This window comes from Akkermansia sp. JRP_AM1 (assembly GCF_049262625.1).
Lineage (GTDB): Bacteria > Verrucomicrobiota > Verrucomicrobiia > Verrucomicrobiales > Akkermansiaceae > Akkermansia > Akkermansia massiliensis.
In genome coordinates, this window is the sequence record NZ_CP118234.1 from 197,220 (window position 1) to 216,828 (window position 19,609).

The window sequence follows — 19,609 nt, forward strand, 5'->3', positions numbered from 1 at the left end:
CTGTTAATCCGCCATGATTGATTCGATTCTAACCTTTTGCGACGAAGTGCTCAGCAACCCTGTGTGGTTCTACGTCATCACCCTGCTGATCAAAATCGTCATCTGCTTCGCCATCACCATCCTGTTCATTCCGGTCTGCGTGTACATTGAACGCCGGGTGGCCGCCTGGATTCAGGACCGCGTGGGGCCCAACCGCGCCGGCATCCCGCTGAGCATCTTCCGCCGCTTCGGGGCGAAGTCAGACCTGCCGTTTAAAAAGACGCTGGACTACTTCGGCCTTCCCCACGACGGCAAAATCGCCAACCTGTGCCGCTTCTTCCGCCTGGACCGCGACATTCCGATCTTCGGCCTCGTGCAGCCCATGGTGGACGGCGGCAAGCTGTTCCTCAAGCAGGACTTCACGCCTCCCTTCGTGCGCCGCGTGTACTTCTGGATCGCCCCCATCCTGGTGCTGGCCCCCCCGCTGATGACGGCGGCCGTGGTCCCCTTTGCCGGAGACCTTCACACCTCCTACGGCAACGTAAACATGGCGGTGGCCAACCTCAGCGTAGGGCCCCTGTGGATGTTCGCCATCTCCTCCCTCTCCGTATACGGCCTGGTGCTGGCCGGATGGTCCTCCAACTCCAAATTCCCCTTCCTGGGCGGCGTGCGTTCCTCCGCCCAGATGATCTCCTACGAAATCAGCATGGGCCTGTCCATCATCCCCGTGCTGATGATTTACAGCACGCTGGACCTCTCCAACATCGTGGAATACCAGGCCGCCAACGGATGGCTGCTGCTTCCCGTGTGGGGCGAGGGCCTGAGCTGGCAGCGCTGGATCCTGCTGGTTCCCATCGCCATCAGCTTCATCATCTTCCTGACCTCCATCTTCGCGGAAGCCAACCGCACGCCCTTTGACATGTCCGAATGTGAAACGGACCTCGTGGGCGGCTACCACACGGAATACTCCTCCATGAAATTCGCGCAGTTCTTCATGGGTGAATACGCCGCCATGGTGGTAGGCTCCTCCCTGGTCATCACGCTGTTCCTGGGCGGCTGGTCCATCGGCTTCGGCCTGGACGGGTGGCTCAACGAACACGTAGCCAACTGGGTGGCGGTCATCTGCCAGCTCATCGCGTACGTGCTCAAGCTCCTCTTCTTCGTCTTCTTCTTCGTCTGGGTGCGCTGGACGCTCCCCGCTTCCGTTACGACCAGGTGATGAAGCTCGGCTGGATGGTCTTCTTTGAACTGGCCGTCATCAACATCTTCATCACGGCCGCCATCCTGTACTTCGTCAAGTAATCAACCTTCTTCATCCCGACAACATCACTATTATGGCCTTCAAAACGATCAAGCGCCCGAAGATTTCCCTCGGAGAGCGGTTCTACTTGCAATCCATCCTTGGCGGTCTCTGGATCACCATCAAGCACCTCGTTCTGGCTCTGCTGGGCAAATCCCGCAACAAGAAGGAACTGGCCGGCTCCGGCATAGGCGTCACGATGCAGTACCCGGAATTCCGGTGGGACAAGCACCTGCCGGAATACTACCGCGGGGCTCCCGTCCTGGTGAAGGGGGAAGACGGCCGCGAACGCTGCGTGTCCTGCCAGCTCTGCGAATTCATCTGCCCTGCCCGCGCCATCACCATCACCCCCGGCGCCATCAAGGAAGGCCCCTGGGGCAAGGTGGAAAAAGCGCCCAGGGAATTCCAAATCGACATGCTCCGCTGCATCTACTGCGGCATGTGCGAGGAAGCCTGCCCGGAACAGGCCATCTTCATGAGCCAGGACTACCTGTTCACCCCCACGGACAAGGCCCAGGCCATCCACAACAAGGCCAAGCTCTACGAAATGGGGGGCACCCGCAAGGGACTGGTCAACAAGTGGAACCAATACAAATAAATCACCCCGAAACATTCACTCCAATTTCCGTACGTTATGAACATTTTTGCCAGTGACATACTCTTTTACGTCTTCGGGGCCCTGGCCGTGATCCTGTCCCTGATGGTCGTCTTCATGCGCAACCCCGTTTCCTCCGCCATGATGATGGCCCTCTCCTTCGGAGCCACGGCCGCCGTCATGATCGGGCTGGGCGCCCACTTCCTGGGCATTCTCCAGATTCTGGTATACGCCGGAGCCATCATGGTGCTCTTCGCGTTCATCATCATGCTGCTGAACGTGAAGCGGGAAACCTCCCCCTTCCGGCGGCCCGTCTCCGTCGCCATCGGCGTCATCATCGCCGGCCTCTTCCTCGGCCAGCTCATCGGCATCATCTACTCCCTGCCCGGCGCGAAGGAAACGCACCGCTGCCCGATGGCCACCGCGGAACAGGCGTGGAACGATCTGAAGATCGGCCAGGACAGCGCCAATTCCGGGAAAACGGAAACCAACAACCTTTCCGGGGAATGCGCGCAGAAACCCTGCGTTGCTTCCGGCGGATGCACACGAGGATCGGACTATGCCATCACCAAGACATCTCTTGACCAATTGCTCCATTCCACCTGCGGCATAGCACCGTCCATCACCCTCCCTCCCCTCTCCCCCAATGTTCCGCACACCTCTATCCGGAAGGCACCACCATCCGCGCGGAAATAGACAACGGGGAATTCCCGGATACCGCCCTGCTGGGCCGCACCCTGTTTGACAAATACAACCGGAGCCTGGTCATCGCCGGGCTGGCCCTGCTGGTGGCCTCCATCGGCGTCGTCGTGCTGAGCCGCCGCCCCTTCGGCAAATAACCCGAACCCCTTACCACAGCCATCATCATGATACCTCTTACGCATTACCTGATCCTCTCCGGCGTCCTGTTCGCCATCGGCCTGATGGGGGTGATTGTCCGGCGTGACATCATCGTCATCTTCATGTGCCTGGAAATGATGCTCAGCGCGGCCAACCTGTCACTGGTGGCGTTTTCACGCGCCCAGGGCACCATGGGGCTGCCCAATTACGACGGACAGGCCCTCTCCATCTTCATCCTGACCATCGCCGCGGCGGAAGTAGCCATCGGGCTGGCCCTCATCGTCTCCCTGTACCGGGCCAGGCGCACGGCCAGCACGCAGGACCTCAACACGCTGAAAGACTAAGAGCAACATACCACTTCAAGAACATGTTTAATATTGATATTCAATACACCTGGCTCCTGCTCTTCCTGCCGCTGGTCGTAGCCGCCTTCAACTGGTTCCTGCTGACCCGGCGTCCGAACGTCGCGGCCCTCACCTCCACCTTCTCCTGCCTGGCGACCTTCGTTCTTTCCCTGGGCCTGCTGGACCAGACCGGCTCGGACTCCTTCTCCTGGCTTCCGATCTCCGACGTCTTTTCCGTTGACCTGGGCTTTGTGCTGGACCCCCTTTCCACCCGCATGATGCTGGTGGTCACGGGCATCGGCCTGCTGGTCCACATCTTCTCCCTGAGCTACATGGCGGACGACAAGGCGAAAACGCGCTACTTCGCAAGCCTGAGCCTCTTCATGTTCTCCATGACGGGCATCGTCCTGGCGAACAACATCGCCATGACCTTCATCTTCTGGGAGCTGGTGGGCCTTTCCTCCTACCTGCTCATCGGCCACTGGTACACCAGGGACGCCGCCGCAAACGCTGCCAAAAAGGCCTTCATCTGCAACCGCGTGGGGGACTTCGGCTTCCTGATCGGCATCCTGACCCTCTGGGCGCTGACCAACACGCTGGACTTCAGCCTGATGGAAATGCCCGCGGGCCTCAGTGAAACCCTGCTGAACATCACGGTGCTGTGCCTCTTCTGCGGGGCGGTGGGCAAATCCGCCCAGTTCCCGCTGCACGTGTGGCTTCCGGACGCCATGGAAGGCCCCACCCCCGTCTCCGCCCTGATCCATGCGGCCACCATGGTGGCCGCCGGGGTGTACATGATGGTGCGCGTCCAGTACTCCATCGGCGTGGAAGCCTTCCCCGCCCTAGCCTGCAACGTCATTGCCGTCATCGGCGCCGTCACGGCCGTCATCGCCGCCTTCATGGCCACCCAGCAGAATGACATCAAGCGCGTGCTGGCCTACTCCACCCTCTCCCAGCTGGGCTACATGGTCATGGCCCTGGGCCTGCTGGCCGGGGAAGCGGCCATGTTCCACCTCTTCACCCATGCCTGGTTCAAGGCCCTGCTCTTCCTGGGCGCGGGCGCCATCATCTTCGCCTGCCACCATGAACAGGACATCTGGAAAATGGGCGGCATCATGAAGCGCATGAAGCTGACCTCCCTTACCTTCATCATCGCGACCATGGCGCTGGTCGCCATTCCGTTCACGTCCGGCTTCTTCTCCAAGGAAGCCATTCTGGAAGCCGCCCTGCACAAAAACCCGGTCTTCTTCTGGATCGGCGCGGGCGTGGCCCTGCTGACCACCTTCTACATGATGCGCGTGATCTTCGTGGTCTTCTTCGGCAAGAGCCGCAGCCACAGCTCGGAACACGCCACGGAAGTGGGCGGCCTCATGCTGGTTCCCCTGCTGATTCTGGCCGTGCTGGCCCTCATCTCCGGCTACGGCTTCATGGCTGACAGGCTGGTGCCCTTCAACGGGTTCGTTTCCGAAAGCTTCCATATCGGCATGCCCTTCTACGTCTCCATGGGCGCGCTGGTGCTCGGCATCCTGCTGGCGGCCGTCTTCTATGCGGGCTCCCCGGCCTCCGACAAGCTCTCCGGCAATGCCGTCTCCCGCGCCCTCGCCAACCGCCTCTACATTGACTGGTTCTATGACAAGGTGCTGGTCAGGGGCATCCAGGGCTCCCTGGCCGCCATCATCGACTTCATGGACCAGTTCATCATCTCCGGCCTCATCGTGGGCGGCCTGGCGCGGCTGACCGCCGCCGTCGGGTCCCTGCTGCGCCGCCTCCAGTCCGGCAGCATGGCCGCCTACACGGCCCTCTTCGGCATCGGCCTGCTCCTGGTCATCTACTTCACCGTCTTCTATTCCTGCTAACCTACCAACCAATCACACACCATGCTTATCTGGCTTGTTCTCATTCCTCTGATTGCCACGGCCCTCATCGGTCTGTGCAAGGCGCCCGCACGCCCGACAGCCCTGCTCAGCGCCGCGCTGACGCTGGCCCTCGGCATCTGGGCCCTGGTTAGCTTTGACGGCTGCTCCTCCTGCTGGTCCCGCTTTGAAGGGATGGACCTCCAGCTCACCTTGGCCCCGGCCCTGGCCAAAGTGATGCTGCTGCTGACCATCCTGGTGACCTTCGCCACCGTGCTGGGAACCAACCCGCCCAAGGGAGGGGAAGCCTCCTGGTACAACTCCGCCCTGCTGATTTCCGCGGGCGCCACCGGGGCCTTCCTGTCCGACAACATCATCTCCTTCTTCGCCTTCCATGAGCTGGCCCTCATCCCCACCTTCGTGATGATCGGCCTGTACGGACGCGGCGACCGCCGCACCACGGCCTGGCGAGCCACGCTTTACCTGGGGCTTGCCTCCATGGTGCTGCTGGCCGCCCTGCTGATGATCGGCACGCAGGCGGGCTTCACCTTCTCCGGATTGAAAGACTTCATGGCCGGCGGCCGTGAGCTCGCCCACGCGGAACTCATCGGCGCCCTGCTGATCGCCGGGTTCGGCACGCTGATTTCCCTCTTCCCCTTCCACTCCTGGGCAGCCCCCGCGTATGCCTCCGCCCCCGCTCCGGTGGCGATGATGCATGCGGGCGTGCTCAAGAAGTTCGGCCTGTACGGACTCTTCATGTTCCAGCCGCTGATGGAAACTGGCTTCCTCCCCTGGACGAACATCCTCCTTGTCCTGCTCGTCTGCAACGTCATCTGGGTAGGCTACGTAACCGTCAACCAGAAGAGGCTGGATCTGCTCCTGGGCAACTCCTCCGTGATGCACATGGGCTACATCTTCCTGGCCTTCGCCGCCCTGGTGGCCTCCGGTTCCGCGGAAGCCAACCCCTGGGCGCTGAAAGGGGCCGCCCTGCTGATGCTGGCCCACGGCCTGACCATCGCCCTGCTCTTCCTGCTCTGCGGACAGATTGAAAAGCAGACCGGCACGCTGGAAATCAACTCCCTGGGCGGCCTGAGCACCAGACTGCCGCGCATGGCCTTCGTCTTCGGCCTGGCGGGCATGGCCTCCATCGGCCTCCCCGGCCTCGCCAACTTCCCGGGGGAATTCATGGTCTTCTTCTCCGGCTTCGCCGGATTTAACGACAGCTTTGGCCCTGTCCAAATCGCCACCATTCTGTGCCTCTGGGGCCTGGTCATCGGCGCGGTGTACATGCTGAGGGCCTACCGCAACATCTTCCAGGGGGACCTCTCCAAGGCCGCAGCCTACGCCACGGAACTGCTGCCTTCCGAACGGGCGGCCAACTACTTCCTGACAATCACCCTGGCGGTCTTCGGCTTCTTCCCCACGCTGGTGCTCCAGTTCTTCTCCTGATTCCCCTTCCGAATACAATCCAAGTTTAACCCAATCTTCTTTTACCCATGCAAGCGTATATTCCGGAATTCATCCTGGCCGGCCTGGCGATGCTTATGCCCCTGGCCGAGACCTTCTGCAAAAAGACGCCCAAATTCGTCTTCGGGCTGATTGGCGCGGCGGGTGCCCTGGCGATGCTCCCCTTCTACATGGGGGGACTCTATGACAACGTCTACATCATCCTGGCGCTTGTCGCCACGGCAGTCACCCTGCTGCTGTCCGTGGACTTCCGGGCCGTCATCAACCTCTCTTCCAACGACTCCAAGTCCCAGGACGGCACGGGGGAATTCTACATCCTTCCCCTGCTGGCCTGCGTGGGCATCACCTCCCTGTGCAAAGCCTCCAACCTGGTGGAACTGTTCGTCTCCCTAGAAGTGCTTACCCTGAGCTCCTTCATCATGGTGGGCTACTTCCGCCGGAACCTGGGCTCCACGGAAGCGGGCATCAAGTACCTGATTCTGGGCGCCGTCAGCACGGGCTTCCTCGTCTTCGGCCTGGCCTGGTACTTCGGCGTCACGGGAACCTTCATCTATGACGGAGCCATCGTCAGCCACGCGCTGGCGGGCCAGACGGCCCCCGCCATGTACCTGGCCCTCGCCATGCTGCTGCTCGGCACGGCCTTCAAAATCGGCGCGGTTCCCATGCAATTGTGGATTCCGGACGTATACCAGGGCGCACCCACTCCGGTGACGGCTTTCCTTTCCGTAGCCTCCAAGGTGGCCGGCTTCGCCCTGCTCAACATCATTCTGGCTCCCTTCGCCGCATTGCCCCCCGTTGAATTCGTCGTGGCCCTGATGGCTGCGGCTACGCTGCTGGTGGGCAACCTGGGCGCCATTCCGCAGACCAACCTGAAGCGCATGATGGGTTATTCCTCCATCGCGCAGGCCGGCTTCATCCTTCCCCTCTTCATCGGCACCGTGGATGGGCGGCTTGCCCCGAACGCCCCGTTCTACCTGGCCGTGTACCTGGTCATGACCTTCGGCGCCTTCTTCGCCCTCGCCATGATCCGCATCCAGCGCGGGAGCGAGGAAATCTCCGCCTTCCGCGGCCTGGGCAAGACCAATCCCCGGCTGGCCCTGGCCATCACCATCATGTTCGCCTCCCTGGCGGGCGTGCCTCTGACGGCCGGCTTCTTCGCCAAAATGATCTCCTTCGTGCACGTCATCAACACGGGCCTGTACCTGAGCTGGATGCTCCCCGTCATGATCATCTGCGCGGCCTCCGGCTTCTATTACTACTTCAAGGTCATCCGCTCCATGTACTGGGACAAGCCCGCAGAAGACGCGGACCCCGTACAGGTTCCCGTCATTTCCGGAGTGATGCTGGCGGCCTTCTCCATCTTCATCGTGCTGGGAGGCCTGATGCCCCTCTTCCTGAACCCCATCCGGTAGAACGACACTTCCCGTTCATCATCCCGAAGGCCGTTCCCGCATCCGCGCGGGACGGCCTTCTTCATTCCGGAAGCGCCGCGGGCCTTTGCGGCAGTTAAAGGAATCAATCAGCCGCATTGAACGAAAGCAAACAAATGGAAGACCACATCATGGGGGCGTCCTTCCGGATATGCAATTCCGGTTGCCGTAAAGGCTTGCGGTTCTCCCCCAGTTTCATGAATTTCTCCGGAATGCTCATGCCGAAAAAATCTTGAAAAAAGTGCAGTTTCCATGCGAGATTTCCCACAGGGCAAACGTAATTAGCCCGTACTAATTATTTGCTAGCCTCCATCCCTCCGGACGGAGAGCGGCCAACCATCAATCAATCATTCAAAACCATGCGTCTTTTCTCCGCCACAGCCGTCGTTTGCGCCGCCCTGTTCTCCGGAACCACTCTCCTGCATGCCCAGGAAGACCCGGAACTGCTGGCAAAACGCCAGTGCCGTTCCGTCCATGTCATGCAGCAGGGCCACCCGGCCCAGGCGAGCGCCCTGTACAATGAAGTGAAAGCCAAGACATCCGTTCCGGGCACCTACTTCTGCGCCATGAATTTTGACGACGGCTACATCGGCTTTCAGGAACAGTCCAACGGTAAAAAAGTCATCATCTTTTCCATCTGGGACCCGGTGGCCCATGGGGACAACCCCAACAGCGTGCCGGAAGAAGAGCGCACCAAACTGGTAAAGCTGGGTGAAAACGCGCGCTCCGGCCGCTTCGGCGGCGAAGGAACGGGCGGCCAGAGCTTCGTGGACTATCCCTGGACCGTCGGGGAAAACATGCGTTTCCTCGTCTGCGTCAAAAAGATGGGGAAATTCAAGGAAATCAGCGGCTACTACTTCAACAACAAGGACAAGTCCTGGGACCTCATTTCCAAATGGAAAACGCATTCCTCGGAAAAGGAACTTTCCTTCTCCGTCGGATTCGTGGAAGACTTCATGCGCAACTTTGAATCCGCCAAGAAAGCCCGCGGCGCCTTCTTCGGCCCCAGCTTCGCATACAAGGACGGCAAATGGCACCCCAACACCAGCGTGACGTTCACCGGCAATCCCACCCCCTCCACCAACGTCATGGCAGACATCCAGCCCAACGGTTCCGTTCTGCTCCAGACGGGCGGAGAAACAAAAATGACGGATTTCAAACTGTTCCAGAACCGTCCCCTGCCCCAGGATGCCAATCCTGTCCAGCCTGATGAAGTCGTCACCAGGCTCGTTCAGGAGAACATCAAATAATCATGTCCCTTACCGGCTGGCTAACCATGATCGTTTCCATCGGCGGCGTATTGACCGCCGCCGCATGGGCGTATTACAAGGTGCTCTCCACTCCCAAGGAGACGGAACACCTGGGCAGCCCCACCCCTCCCATGCCGGAGGACCCGGAGGAATAAGGCTCCGGCCCGGCGCATGAACAATTCCCGGTCCGCGGAAACTGCCCGGATTTGTCCTGCCCATCCGGGGATTGCCGCAGCCCCCCGCGGCCCTCAAGGTAAAACTGAGCGCCAGCGGACTTTTTATCCTGAAAACCAGTACCCCCTGCCGGACGTTTTTCATTTCAGCTGACGCAGGGCTTGCGGCGCTTCCGCAACGCGTGCCAGCCAAAAACCTGGAACAGGATAAATACGCCGTCCATCTGCTCAATAGCCACGCAAACGCACGACGCACGCGCCAGCCATCCCCAGCGCATCCACGCATGCAGTCCGGGCCGTCCGCCATTCAGGCAGTATCCGGTTCACGGATATTCCTTGAACAATTTTCCCTTTTAACCGTCCGACGGGGGAAGGATGAAACCCAGCCGGTCAATGCCGTACCTGGCGCATTCCTGCCACAGGGATTTTTCCAGGGCTTCCGCCGTCCGGCGGCGTTCCTCCTCCGGCATGCTTTCAAAGTACTCCGGCCCCAGGTGTTCGCTGATGGCCTTGTCCGCCATGCGCGTCACCAGGTCCGCCCAGAAAATGTTGTCCCGGTACTCGTCCAGGCAGTCCTGGAAAAAGGCGTTTTCCTCATATTCCCGGGTGAAGGCGTAACCGCCCAGATCGTCCGCGTAGGCAATGCGGCCCTTCAGTTTGGGCGTGGCGGATAGTTCCTCCATCAGCCGGGAGACCAGCTTTCCCCACGCCACCAGGCGTCCTTCCGCCCCATCCTGCTGGTTGGAGGCGGCCACCGTGGCGGCGGTGGAAAGCATTTCCGCCAGATCGCGCGCCTCGTCGTCGGATAATTTCAATGTCACCGGCATGGAGTCAGATCAATCCGAGTTTCATCCTGCCTTCCTCACTGACCATGTCCTGGTTCCAGGGGGGTCCCACACCATTTCCACATCCGCGGCCTCCACGCCTTCCAGCGCTTCAATGCGGTCCTTGGCCTCCATCACCAGATGGGGTCCCATGCCGCAGCCGGGCGCCGTAAGAGTCATTTTGACCGCCACGTGATGCAGGCCGTTTTCCAGCTCGATGACGGTCACGTCGTAAATCAGGCCCAGGTTGACGATGTCCACGGGGATTTCCGGATCGTACACGCATTTCAGCGTATCCCATACCCGTTCTTCAAGCGTGGCGTTTTCATCCAGTTCAGCCGCCTCCGGGGAGGCTTCCGCCGCTTCCGCTCCCAGGGCGTCCGCATTTTCCCTGGAGATGCGGGCCAGGCCATGGTCCGTAGCCACGGTATAGGAGCCGCCCAGTATCTGGGTGATATACACGCGTTCCCCCTCCGGCAGCGTGAGCACATCCCCGCTGGGGATCTGGACCGCCGTCACTTCTCTTTTGAGTTCTACTACCTGGTTCAGCATAAATCCTTGCGATTAAAGGAACATCCGGCTACGGACATGCGCGGGAGGGAACAGGCCCCACGAGGCCGGACCGCCCTGCGGCATCCGGAACCTTCCGCGCAGGAGCAACATAAGGGGTATTTGCATCACCGTCGAGGTCAAAAACTGTTCTGCCGTGACCGGAAACGCCCTTCATGACAGGAAAGCGCATGCCGCAATGTTTTGGAAAAGCCGCCGGAAGCGGAAAGCTTCGTTCTTGCCTAGCGGCGGGAAAAGGTGTAAAAGGTCCGGGCTGTCCAGGCTGCCGTCAGTCCGGGACCGGCCACACGCGCATCTTCAACTTAACATTCCATGTTAGATTACTTACGTAAACATACAATCGTCATCATGGCAGCCATGGCCCTGGTGTTTGTGGGCCTCATGTTCATCGGCGGGGACGTAAGCGGCGGCTCCCTGACCGGCATGTTCAAGCAAACCTTCGTTTCCGTGGACGGCAAGTCTTACGGAGAAAAGGATTACAACAGCATGGGCAGAACCGGCCTGTCCGTGGCTTTCTCCTTCCCTTCCACCTTCGGCCCGCTGCTCCAGGACAATTTCAGCTCGGAAGAAAGCCTGCGGGAACTCTGCCACCTGCTGAAAACGAATAATCCCAACGCCGCTTTCCTGGCCTACCGCGGCATCATCCGCAGGGAGGCGAGCCGGCTGGGCCTGACGCCCAATACTACGGAGATTGACGACGCCATCTGCAACATTCCCGAATTCCAGGATGAGAAGGGCGTCTTCGACCCCCGGAAGTACGACAATTTCATTTCCATGCGCGGCAACATGGGCAAGAAGCTTCAGGAGGAACTGCTGCGCGGCCTGATGGAAGACACCATCAGCCTGGTGCGCATCAAGGATGTGCTGACCGGCGGCATTTCCGTGGAATCCGGCTTTGCCGAAGCCGTGGCGGAGTCCAACAGCCAGCAGATCACGGTCAACACCGCCTTCCTGGAAAAGAGCGCCTTCCGTCCCAAGACGGACCCGGGAGAAGAGGAAATCAAAACCTTCTGGGACAAGCACAAGGAAAATTACAAGAACGAGGAAGCCCGCTTCTTCACCGTGTACACCTTCACCCCCGCGGGCGATGCCCAGGCTCCCAAGCCCGGCGATATTTCCAACGCCACCATGGAAACCATGAACCTGGTGGAAAATGACATCTGGGAACCGCTGAACGCCACCAACGGCAGGAACATGGACCAGGCCATCAGTGAAGCCCTGGCCAAGACTCCCGACGTCTGCAAGATGGAGAAGAAGTCCTACACGGCCGTGACGCGCAAGAATGCGCCCCAGGAAATCAACCAGCCGATCAACCAGTCCGCCTCCGACGGACGCAGCGCCACCCTGCTGGACGTGGCCTTCTCCCTGACGGGAGCCCCCGCCCTGAATGCGGATGCGGACGCCAAGGCCATTGAAGAAGCGCGCGCCAAGACCGGAGCCGAACAGATCAGCACCATGCAGGTGCTGGAAAACGGACAGGTCGTCCTGGTCCGCCTGGAAGGCGTTACCCCGGTAAAGGCGCTGCCTTATGAAACCGCCCGCAACAGCGCCCGCGCTGACCTGCTGGAAAGCATGACCGTGGAATCCATGAACAAAGCCGCCGCCGAACTCAACACGGAATTGCAGAAGGCTGAAAAGCCCGTGGAACAGTTCAACGCCATCGCCGGGAAGGCCGGAGCCAAGACCGCCGCCTACGGTCCCTTCATCAATCCGAACGCCCTCCTGAGCAGCGTCAACCTCCAAAACGCCAGAAGCCAGGAAGAACTCCAGGCCCTTCTGGACCGCGCCATGAATTCCCGCCTGGCTCCGCCCAAGGAACTCCCGGTCCCTGAAGAAGTATTCCAGGCGGTTTCCGTCATTAACCCCGGCCGGATGGCCCAGCCCATCAACACGGGGGACGGCATCCTGCTGACCCAGCTCGTCAAGCGCGAACTGGAGGATACGCCGGAGTTCCAGATCAAGGCCACCCAGCAGATTGCCCCGGCCCTGACCGCCCAGGCCAAATCCATGATCATGCTGGACTGGCTGAAAGCGTGCATCGCCCAGTACAAGGTGGAGATCGCCCCCATCCTGAACCAGGAACGCTAACACCCTTCCTTTCCATGGCAGCCGTCATTACCCCCGTGTCCCGCCGCACAGGGGCGGAATGCCGCCAAAATGCCTTCCTATGATGGCCCCCGCACCGGGGCCATCATTTTTATTGCCCTTGTTCCGCCATCCCTGACCCCCTCCCCCTCATCATCCATGAGCGCCCTCCCTGCCCAGTCCAGGTACATCATCGGAACGGAAGCCTGCGAACGCTTCAGCTTCTACGGCATGAAGTCCATCCTCATGCTGTACATGACGGGCCACCTGCTGATGAGCGAAAACTGGGCCACCGCCACCCTCCACGTCTTCGCGGGAATGGTTTACCTGCTTCCCCTGGCGGGCGCATGGCTGGCGGACAAGGTATGGGGCCGGTACAAGACCATTCTTTACATTTCCCTGCTTTACTGCGTAGGGCACGGAGTCCTGGCCACGGCGGACCTCTTCCATACCATTGAAGCGCGCCGTTACATCCTGATGACGGGCCTGTTCATCATCGCGCTGGGCGCGGGAGGCATCAAGCCCTGCGTCTCCGCCTTCATGGGGGACCAGATTCCGAATAAATCCCCGCAGTTGATGACCAAGGCCTTCAATGCCTTTTACTGGGCTATCAACCTGGGCTCCTTCTTCTCCTTCCTGGTCATTCCGGCCATGGAACAGCATTACGGGTACAGTTGGGCGTTTGCCGTTCCGGGCATTTTCATGGGCATCGCCACCTTCGTCTTCTGGCTGGGCCGCAAGAAGTACCACAGAACGCCGCCTGAACGCAACAACGGCCGCGCCGGCTTCTGGAAAGTGCTCTTCATCGTCCTGTTCCACGGGGGCTGGAAGAATGCGGAGCAACGCTGCGGAGCTTCCGCCGTGGAGGACGCCCGGCACATCCTGAAAATCCTCTCCATCTTTGTCTTCATCATTCCCTTCTGGTCCATCTTTGAACAGACGGCCTCCTCCTGGGTGGCCCAGGGCAGCAGGATGATTCCCCTTTCCATCCCGCTCCCGGGCGGCGGAGACTGGTCCATCGGGCCGGCGCAAATCCAGGCGGCCAATCCCATTTTCGTGATGGTGTTCATTCCACTGATCACCGTATTCGTCTATCCGAAGGTGGTGACGCTGGCGCGGCCCCTGGTGCGCCTTGGAACGGGGCTGGCCCTGAGCTCCGTGACGTTCCTGATTGTCGCTTTCCTGCAATACAGGCTGGAGGGAGGAGCCTCCATGTCCATCGCGTGGCAATTGATCCCCTACTGCGTACTCACCATTTCCGAGATCCTGCTCAGCACCACCGGCCTCGAATTCGCCTACACGCAGGCTCCGCTGCATTTGAAAAGCGTCATCACCAGCTTCTGGAACCTCACCATCTTTGCAGGCAACATGCTGGTGGCCGCCATCACCTTTTTCCTGTCCAACGGAGAATCCGCCAACGCCATCTCCACGGACCGCTTCATCCTGTACGCCATACTCGCCGCCGTGGTGGCGGTGGCCTATTCCTTCCGGGCGCGCAGGTACGGAAAGACGGAGTAGAGGAAGCATCCCCGACGCGCGGGAATGACGTTTTTTCCGGCTCCGGAGAACAGCAGACATAATAATGTCTTGAAAAAGACAGCCGGACCGTGCGAAATTCCGGCACGGCCCGCACATCCTGTACGCGGGCATACTTTCGGGAAAGTATTGGAAATACAAATTACAGAGAAGATATGAGGCGAACGGGGATTTACCCCTGTTCCCCGCCGCACCGGAAAAGTTGCTTCTGAAACAATCTTATCGGCAGCGCATTTCCAGTCCGGCACAAGACGATATATCTTTGCTTCATGTTTAATACTTCATTTAAATCGGCCTCGGCCTTGTAAACAACCGGTACTTTCCGTAGCGGTTGTCCCCTTTTGTTTGCTCCCGGATGATCCCTTCCGGGAGGAAGTTCCGTATTATTGGAATTTCAACGTTAATCTATCTGCCACGATGACGGCGCCGCTGTGCCGTGCCCTCATGGCATACAACATTTACTAAATTAATGAGTAATAAAAACAAAACAATTCACGAATTCGATTTCAATTTCATCTGCGAATATTTCTCGCGCCTGGAACGGCAGGGCCCCGGCAGCCCGGAGGCTACCCTCAAGGCCCTCGGCTTCATTGACAATCTGACCGGACAATCCTGCATCGCCGACCTCGGCTGCGGCACGGGCGGACAGACCAGGACGCTTGCCGCACATGTTCAGGGAAGCGTTACGGGGCTTGACCTGTTCCCGGATTTCATCCGCATCTTCAACCGCCAGGCAACGCAGTCAGGCTTGCAGGACAGGGTAGAAGGCATCGTCGGTTCCATGGACAAGCTCCCTTTTGCAGAAGAAGAACTGGACCTGATCTGGTCGGAAGGGGCCATTTACAACATCGGCTTTGAACGGGGGCTGAACGAATGGCGCAAGTTCCTGAAACCGGGAGGCTACCTGGCCATTTCCGAAAGCTCGTGGTTTACCGCGGAACGTCCGGAAGAGATTCACCGCTTCTGGATGGACATGTATCCGGAGATAGACACCATACCCAATAAGATAGCCCAGATACAGAGGGCCGGGTACGTGCCTGTCGCTTCCTTCATTCTGCCGGAAAGCTGCTGGACGGAGCATTATTACGCTCCGCAGGTTCCCGTGCAGGAAATGTTCCTTCATCAATATCCGGGAAATGAAGCCGCCGCGGAATTAGTCGCATCCCTGCGCCATGAAGAGGAATTATACCGCAGGTACAAGGAATTCTACGGCTACGTGTTTTACATCGCAAAAAAGATGGAACAATGATTCATTTAAATGCTTACGGCTGGAATGAGAAGTTAAGCCGGCTCAAACGGGAATCTACGTACAGCGCCCTGCCCCATGGCCGCATCGCCATCGTGCACAGGACGTGTTATGAGATCGTGGCGGAGAACGGAGTGTTCCAGTGCGAATTAAGGGGAAACATGATGTATGAAAAACCAGCCTTTGAACTGCCCTGCACGGGCGACTGGGTGATTTTCCAGCCCTTTGATGAAACGAAAGGAATCATCGTCGATGTGCTGCCCCATGAACGGACCCTGTACCGCAAGAAAAGCGGAACGGTTTCCGACAGGCAGGCCATCGCCTCTTACGTGGACAAGGCATTCATTGTCCAGAGCCTGGATGATAATTTCAATATCCGCAGAGCCGAGCGTTTCATGGTTCAGATATTGGAAGAGGGAATCAAACCCGTACTGGTGCTGAACAAGGCCGATCTAGGGTTTGACAGGCAGGGCATTGAAGAACAGGTCAAACACCTGGAGCGCCGGATGCCTGTATTTTTTACAAGCATTCATGAACCCCAGTCGATTCTACGGCTACGGGAGTCCATTCCGGAAGGGGAAACAGTGGTGTTTGTCGGTTCCTCAGGCGTCGGGAAAAGTTCCCTGGTGAATGCGCTGTGCGGAAAACCGGTCCTGTCCACCTCCCATATAAGCTCCTCCACGGGCAAAGGACGGCACACGTCCACCCGCCGGGAAATGGTATTGATGGACGGTTCGGGCGTTTTAATAGACACTCCGGGCGTCCGGGAATTCGGCCTGGCGATCGGCCAGCCCGGTTCCCTTGCAGAAGCGCTGGATATTTCCGACTTCGCGGCGGCATGCCGTTTCAAGAATTGCGGGCATATCCATGAGCCCGGATGCGCCGTCCTGGAAGCAGTGAACACCGGCCTGCTGGACCGCGAGGTTTATGAAAGCTATCTGAAGCTCCGGCGGGAAGCGGAATACTTTTCCGCTTCGGAACATGATAAGCGCAAAAAGGGAAAATCCCTTTCCAAACTCGTAGAGGAAGTGAAGAAGCGGAATTCCAAATTCTAACCTGCGTTGAAACGGTGCGGGCATTCCTGAAACGGGAATGCCCGCATTCTTGTTTTACCCGCTATAACGGCCTATTCCGTATTCCAGTTAAACCGTGGCCGCGCTCCTATCCCCTGATGTCAATGTCCAGATGGGCGAGCAGCCCTTCCAGCCCATGCCGGGAAAAGACCGCCTTTTTCAGCTTGCACATGGCGGGATTGATCGAAAAGTTGAAAGAGGTTGAAAAATCGGCTTTCTCCAAATTGGTTCCGACGAAAGAAACCCGTTCCAGGTCACAGCGGTCAAAAACGGATTCCGCCATGTCGGCGTCATTGAAGTACCCCTCATACATCTTGCAGCCGCGAAAAACGGTTTTCCGCAACCTGGCTTCTACAAAGCTGGCATAATCAAGATGCGAGTTTTCAAAGACCAGGCCGTCCGAAAACCTGTCGATGTCCGTAAAGTCTGCGCCAGTCATCTTGCAGTCGGCAAAGGCAACATCCCGGAGGGCTCCCTTGAAGCTGGCCAGCGTGAAATTGCACGCCCTGAACTCGCACTTCTCAAAATCGGTATTCCGGATGACCAGCTTTGAAAAATCACACGCGACGAATACGCAATCATAGTATTCATCATCCAGCTCCATTTCATGGAAATCCACTTTCTCAAAGGTCTCGTTTTCAGTCATATCATGTTGATGGGAGTTGCCGCTCCGTGTTTGCTTCAATGTTCCGGAATCACCGTTTTCCGGGAAGCAGAACGCAGGAGAAAACTTTCCTTCCATACCCGCCGAATTATTCTACTTTCCTTCCCTGCCTTTTAGCATGGAAGCTGGCTGTCTGCAAGCCGTCCCGCCTCCGCGCATGCTCGCAGGCCCGGCTGACGCCTGAGGAAAAAGATAAAACCATTCCGGATGCTCCCTGCCGCCGCCAAAAAACGCGTTGCCCCTCTCCATTTGCTATCTACCTGTTCCCATCCGTATAGTTCCAAACGAGCCAACGCTACACCCCGAATCCTGAATACGGCGCCCTTTTTCAACATGGTTTAGGCGCCTTTTAAAAACCGGATGCCTCCTCCCGCCAAGCCAGCCTTTCCGGAATTTTCCTCCAGCCGTATATCTTCATTCACCGGCTCCATGAACCCCGGTAATCAAGATGACACGGAACCAAAATATACTCGCCTTCTCCTCAGCCCATTACGCAGGCTACGTCATGTGTACCGTTCCCAATACCTATCGGGAGGAGATGGACCGGCAGACGTCCCACCCCTCCTGCGGCTTTTACGCAGCCTCCTATGTCCTCAATTGCTTCAATCCTGATGCCGCATGGACGAATATGGAGCTTTTAAAATTGGCCGTTCAATATCCCCTCACCAATCGTGCAGAGGGCTGTTTAAGCGAGGTAGGGGAAGTTTTCCATCCCCACGATTTTGCCCGTTTCATCCATGCGAGAGCCAACGGAAGCTGCTCCGCCGCCTGCCAGTTATTTCATGAACAAACCATCCGGGACACCATTGATCAGGGAGGGTATGCCCTCGTTCCTTTTCAAGTTATCAATGATAAGCAAAACGAAAAACACGGTTTCCCCGGACTGGCGTCCAGTGGACGGACCTTCCGCATGCACATTGGTGCGTTATTGCCGGATATGCAACAACGGATAACTCCAAACTGCTCGCCAAGCACTGGGGAGAAAACCGGTTATTTGATATAGATGAGCTCGGTAACAGCAATCAAGGGTGTTATCCCCTCCAGCAAACCAATAACATCACAGCACAGCGCGCCTCCAAAGTGTAGTTGCTGCAGAACCAAATCATCACCATCCTGCCCGCACAAGCTTCGCCAGGCCGCCGGAGAGGCTGCGCCTGCTGACCTGCAAGGCATCTTCATCGGTCTCCCGCTCTAAAAAAGCCAGCCCATGGAAACGGATTTTCCGTCCAGTGAAGCAGGGAGGCACGCAGGCCCGGATAGAGGGACCGTTTCATGAGGAAGGAGCCCTGGGAAACGGTCCCGGTTTAAAAAAATGCCACGGAGCCTGCCTTCGTGAACAGCGTTCTGGATTCCAGACAAGTTGCCGAAGTCCATTTCCGGAAACCGTCCTCCCTTTTTTAAGGATGTGAATGAAGCTCAGGAGATACGGCAGTCGTTGAGCAACTCGTCCATGTAGAAGGTCATTTCCGCCAGGGCCTCACGGTATTCCGTCTGGGGAAGGAGCCACAGGATTTCACGGGCAGCCTCGTTTTTCTCCAGAGCCACCTGGATCGACTTGTCCAGGGCCTCCGCAAAAACGGGGTTATCCTGAAAGGCGGAGTAATCCACCACTTCACGGTTTTCAATGGCGTCTCTGAGCGTGGCTTCCACGTTCCTGTCCCCGCATTCCAGCAGGTTGAAGATGGGGAGGGTCAGCTTGCCCTTGGTGGCGTCCGTGTGGAGCGTTTTGCCGGCATCGTCTTCATCGCCCACCATGTCCAGGCAGTCGTCGTAAATCTGGTAGGCCACCCCCAGCAGGTCTCCCAGCTGGTAAAGGGATTCCTCCACTTCCGGGGCCACTCCGGAGATCCACGCCGCGCCGCCCGTAGCGGCGGAGAACAGGGAGGCGGTTTTTTTCCGGATGATTTCAAAGTATTCCTCGCGGGTCATGCTCAGGTCATACAGGCGGCTGGACTGGGCCACTTCCCCCTGGCATACGTCCCTGACGGTGTTCGCCAGCCTGCGGCAGAATTCCGTGCTGCCGAACTCGGTACCAAGCACCATGGCATGGGAAAAGAGAACATCCCCCAGCAGTACGGCCAGGCTGTTGCCCCACAGGGCGTTCGCGGTGGCCTCGTCACGGCGCTTGTCGGCCTCGTCAATCACGTCATCATGCACGAGGGAGGCCAGATGCACCATTTCCAGCAGGGCTCCCAGCCGGATGTGGGCTTCCTTGATGCCGCCCGTGGCGCCGGCTACCAGCAGAACCAGGGCCGGCCGGAGCATTTTCCCCTTGGACTGGCACACTGTTTCCATGTAGTCGGTGACTTCCGGGTCAAAACAGGATGCCTGGGCTTCCACAAACTCAGAAACTTGCTTCAATTCCGGCTTGACCAGTTGA

Annotated in this window: 19 protein-coding genes and 1 pseudogene; 14 read left to right on the top strand and 6 right to left on the bottom strand. The window is 58.6% G+C overall.

Annotated features, from left to right (window positions below; translation table 11 throughout):
• Window positions 1-13: 13 nt before the first annotated feature.
• From PVA48_RS00840 to PVA48_RS00870, 7 genes and pseudogenes are all read left to right on the top strand, one after another.
• Window positions 14-1,281: pseudogene (locus PVA48_RS00840) on the top strand (complex I subunit 1/NuoH family protein).
• Between the two features lie 32 nt (window positions 1,282-1,313).
• Window positions 1,314-1,877: a NuoI/complex I 23 kDa subunit family protein gene (locus PVA48_RS00845; RefSeq protein WP_022396667.1), complete on the top strand. Its 564-nt coding sequence runs from the start codon at window positions 1,314-1,316 to the stop codon at window positions 1,875-1,877.
• A 36-nt stretch (window positions 1,878-1,913) separates the two neighbouring features.
• The gene (locus PVA48_RS00850) at window positions 1,914-2,570 is read left to right on the top strand and encodes an NADH-quinone oxidoreductase subunit J (protein ID WP_423232083.1); all 657 of its coding nucleotides are present in this window, start codon (window positions 1,914-1,916) and stop codon (window positions 2,568-2,570) included.
• A 170-nt stretch (window positions 2,571-2,740) separates the two neighbouring features.
• Window positions 2,741-3,058 carry an NADH-quinone oxidoreductase subunit NuoK gene (nuoK, locus tag PVA48_RS00855; protein WP_012420642.1) on the top strand — a complete coding sequence of 106 codons (318 nt, stop codon included), beginning with the start codon at window positions 2,741-2,743 and terminating at the stop codon, window positions 3,056-3,058.
• Window positions 3,059-3,081: 23 nt separating this feature from the next.
• Entirely contained in the window at window positions 3,082-4,914 is a 1,833-nt protein-coding gene (gene nuoL / locus PVA48_RS00860; RefSeq protein ID WP_102728270.1) for an NADH-quinone oxidoreductase subunit L, read from the top strand.
• Window positions 4,915-4,935: 21 nt separating this feature from the next.
• On the top strand, window positions 4,936-6,360 hold the full coding sequence (locus tag PVA48_RS00865; RefSeq protein WP_102726993.1) for a complex I subunit 4 family protein: 1,425 nt from the start codon (window positions 4,936-4,938) through the stop codon (window positions 6,358-6,360).
• 47 nt (window positions 6,361-6,407) lie between these two features.
• Complete coding sequence (locus tag PVA48_RS00870) at window positions 6,408-7,790, top strand: NADH-quinone oxidoreductase subunit N (protein WP_102728269.1); 1,383 nt, start codon at window positions 6,408-6,410, stop codon at window positions 7,788-7,790.
• A 107-nt stretch (window positions 7,791-7,897) separates the two neighbouring features.
• Here the strand turns inward: PVA48_RS00870 and PVA48_RS00875 are convergent, their stop codons facing one another.
• Complete coding sequence (locus PVA48_RS00875; RefSeq protein ID WP_180973742.1) at window positions 7,898-8,062, bottom strand: hypothetical protein; 165 nt, start codon at window positions 8,060-8,062, stop codon at window positions 7,898-7,900.
• Window positions 8,063-8,167: 105 nt separating this feature from the next.
• Between PVA48_RS00875 and PVA48_RS00880 the strand changes: the two genes are divergently transcribed.
• Both PVA48_RS00880 and PVA48_RS00885 read left to right on the top strand, forming a co-directional pair.
• Complete coding sequence (locus tag PVA48_RS00880; RefSeq protein ID WP_423232084.1) at window positions 8,168-9,058, top strand: DUF3472 domain-containing protein; 891 nt, start codon at window positions 8,168-8,170, stop codon at window positions 9,056-9,058.
• Window positions 9,059-9,060: 2 nt separating this feature from the next.
• Window positions 9,061-9,213: a hypothetical protein gene (locus tag PVA48_RS00885; protein ID WP_022396660.1), complete on the top strand. Its 153-nt coding sequence runs from the start codon at window positions 9,061-9,063 to the stop codon at window positions 9,211-9,213.
• Between the two features lie 164 nt (window positions 9,214-9,377).
• On the opposite strand, the gene PVA48_RS00890 is transcribed toward PVA48_RS00885, so the two are convergent.
• The 3 genes from PVA48_RS00890 to PVA48_RS00900 all read right to left on the bottom strand — a co-directional run bounded on the left by PVA48_RS00890 (window position 9,378) and on the right by PVA48_RS00900 (window position 10,607).
• On the bottom strand, window positions 9,378-9,509 hold the full coding sequence (locus PVA48_RS00890) for a hypothetical protein (protein WP_418378952.1): 132 nt from the start codon (window positions 9,507-9,509) through the stop codon (window positions 9,378-9,380).
• Window positions 9,510-9,584: 75 nt separating this feature from the next.
• On the bottom strand, window positions 9,585-10,058 hold the full coding sequence (locus PVA48_RS00895; RefSeq protein WP_022396659.1) for a hypothetical protein: 474 nt from the start codon (window positions 10,056-10,058) through the stop codon (window positions 9,585-9,587).
• A 21-nt stretch (window positions 10,059-10,079) separates the two neighbouring features.
• Window positions 10,080-10,607, bottom strand: coding sequence for an iron-sulfur cluster assembly protein (locus PVA48_RS00900; protein ID WP_423232085.1), 528 nt, complete (start codon window positions 10,605-10,607; stop codon window positions 10,080-10,082).
• A 330-nt stretch (window positions 10,608-10,937) separates the two neighbouring features.
• Between PVA48_RS00900 and PVA48_RS00905 the strand changes: the two genes are divergently transcribed.
• From PVA48_RS00905 to rsgA, 4 genes are all read left to right on the top strand, one after another.
• Window positions 10,938-12,713: a peptidylprolyl isomerase gene (locus PVA48_RS00905; RefSeq protein ID WP_102728268.1), complete on the top strand. Its 1,776-nt coding sequence runs from the start codon at window positions 10,938-10,940 to the stop codon at window positions 12,711-12,713.
• A gap of 69 nt (window positions 12,714-12,782) precedes the next feature.
• Window positions 12,783-14,228, top strand: a complete 1,446-nt coding sequence (locus PVA48_RS00910; RefSeq protein ID WP_423232086.1) for an MFS transporter — start codon at window positions 12,783-12,785, stop codon at window positions 14,226-14,228.
• 487 nt (window positions 14,229-14,715) lie between these two features.
• Window positions 14,716-15,495 carry a class I SAM-dependent methyltransferase gene (locus tag PVA48_RS00915; RefSeq protein WP_102728266.1) on the top strand — a complete coding sequence of 260 codons (780 nt, stop codon included), beginning with the start codon at window positions 14,716-14,718 and terminating at the stop codon, window positions 15,493-15,495.
• Window positions 15,492-16,547, top strand: coding sequence for a ribosome small subunit-dependent GTPase A (gene rsgA / locus PVA48_RS00920; RefSeq protein WP_022396654.1), 1,056 nt, complete (start codon window positions 15,492-15,494; stop codon window positions 16,545-16,547). The genes PVA48_RS00915 and rsgA overlap by 4 nt, the downstream gene beginning before the upstream one ends.
• Before the next feature lie 106 nt (window positions 16,548-16,653).
• Here rsgA and PVA48_RS00925 read toward each other — a convergent pair whose 3' ends face one another.
• Entirely contained in the window at window positions 16,654-17,211 is a 558-nt protein-coding gene (locus PVA48_RS00925) for a pentapeptide repeat-containing protein (protein WP_022396653.1), read from the bottom strand.
• Between the two features lie 556 nt (window positions 17,212-17,767).
• On the opposite strand from PVA48_RS00925, the gene PVA48_RS00930 reads away from it, so the two are divergent.
• Complete coding sequence (locus PVA48_RS00930) at window positions 17,768-18,232, top strand: hypothetical protein (protein ID WP_423232087.1); 465 nt, start codon at window positions 17,768-17,770, stop codon at window positions 18,230-18,232.
• A 413-nt stretch (window positions 18,233-18,645) separates the two neighbouring features.
• Here the strand turns inward: PVA48_RS00930 and PVA48_RS00935 are convergent, their stop codons facing one another.
• Window positions 18,646-19,590 (bottom strand): polyprenyl synthetase family protein, encoded by a 945-nt coding sequence (locus tag PVA48_RS00935; protein WP_180970945.1) that lies wholly within the window; start codon window positions 19,588-19,590, stop codon window positions 18,646-18,648.
• Window positions 19,591-19,609: the final 19 nt, after the last annotated feature.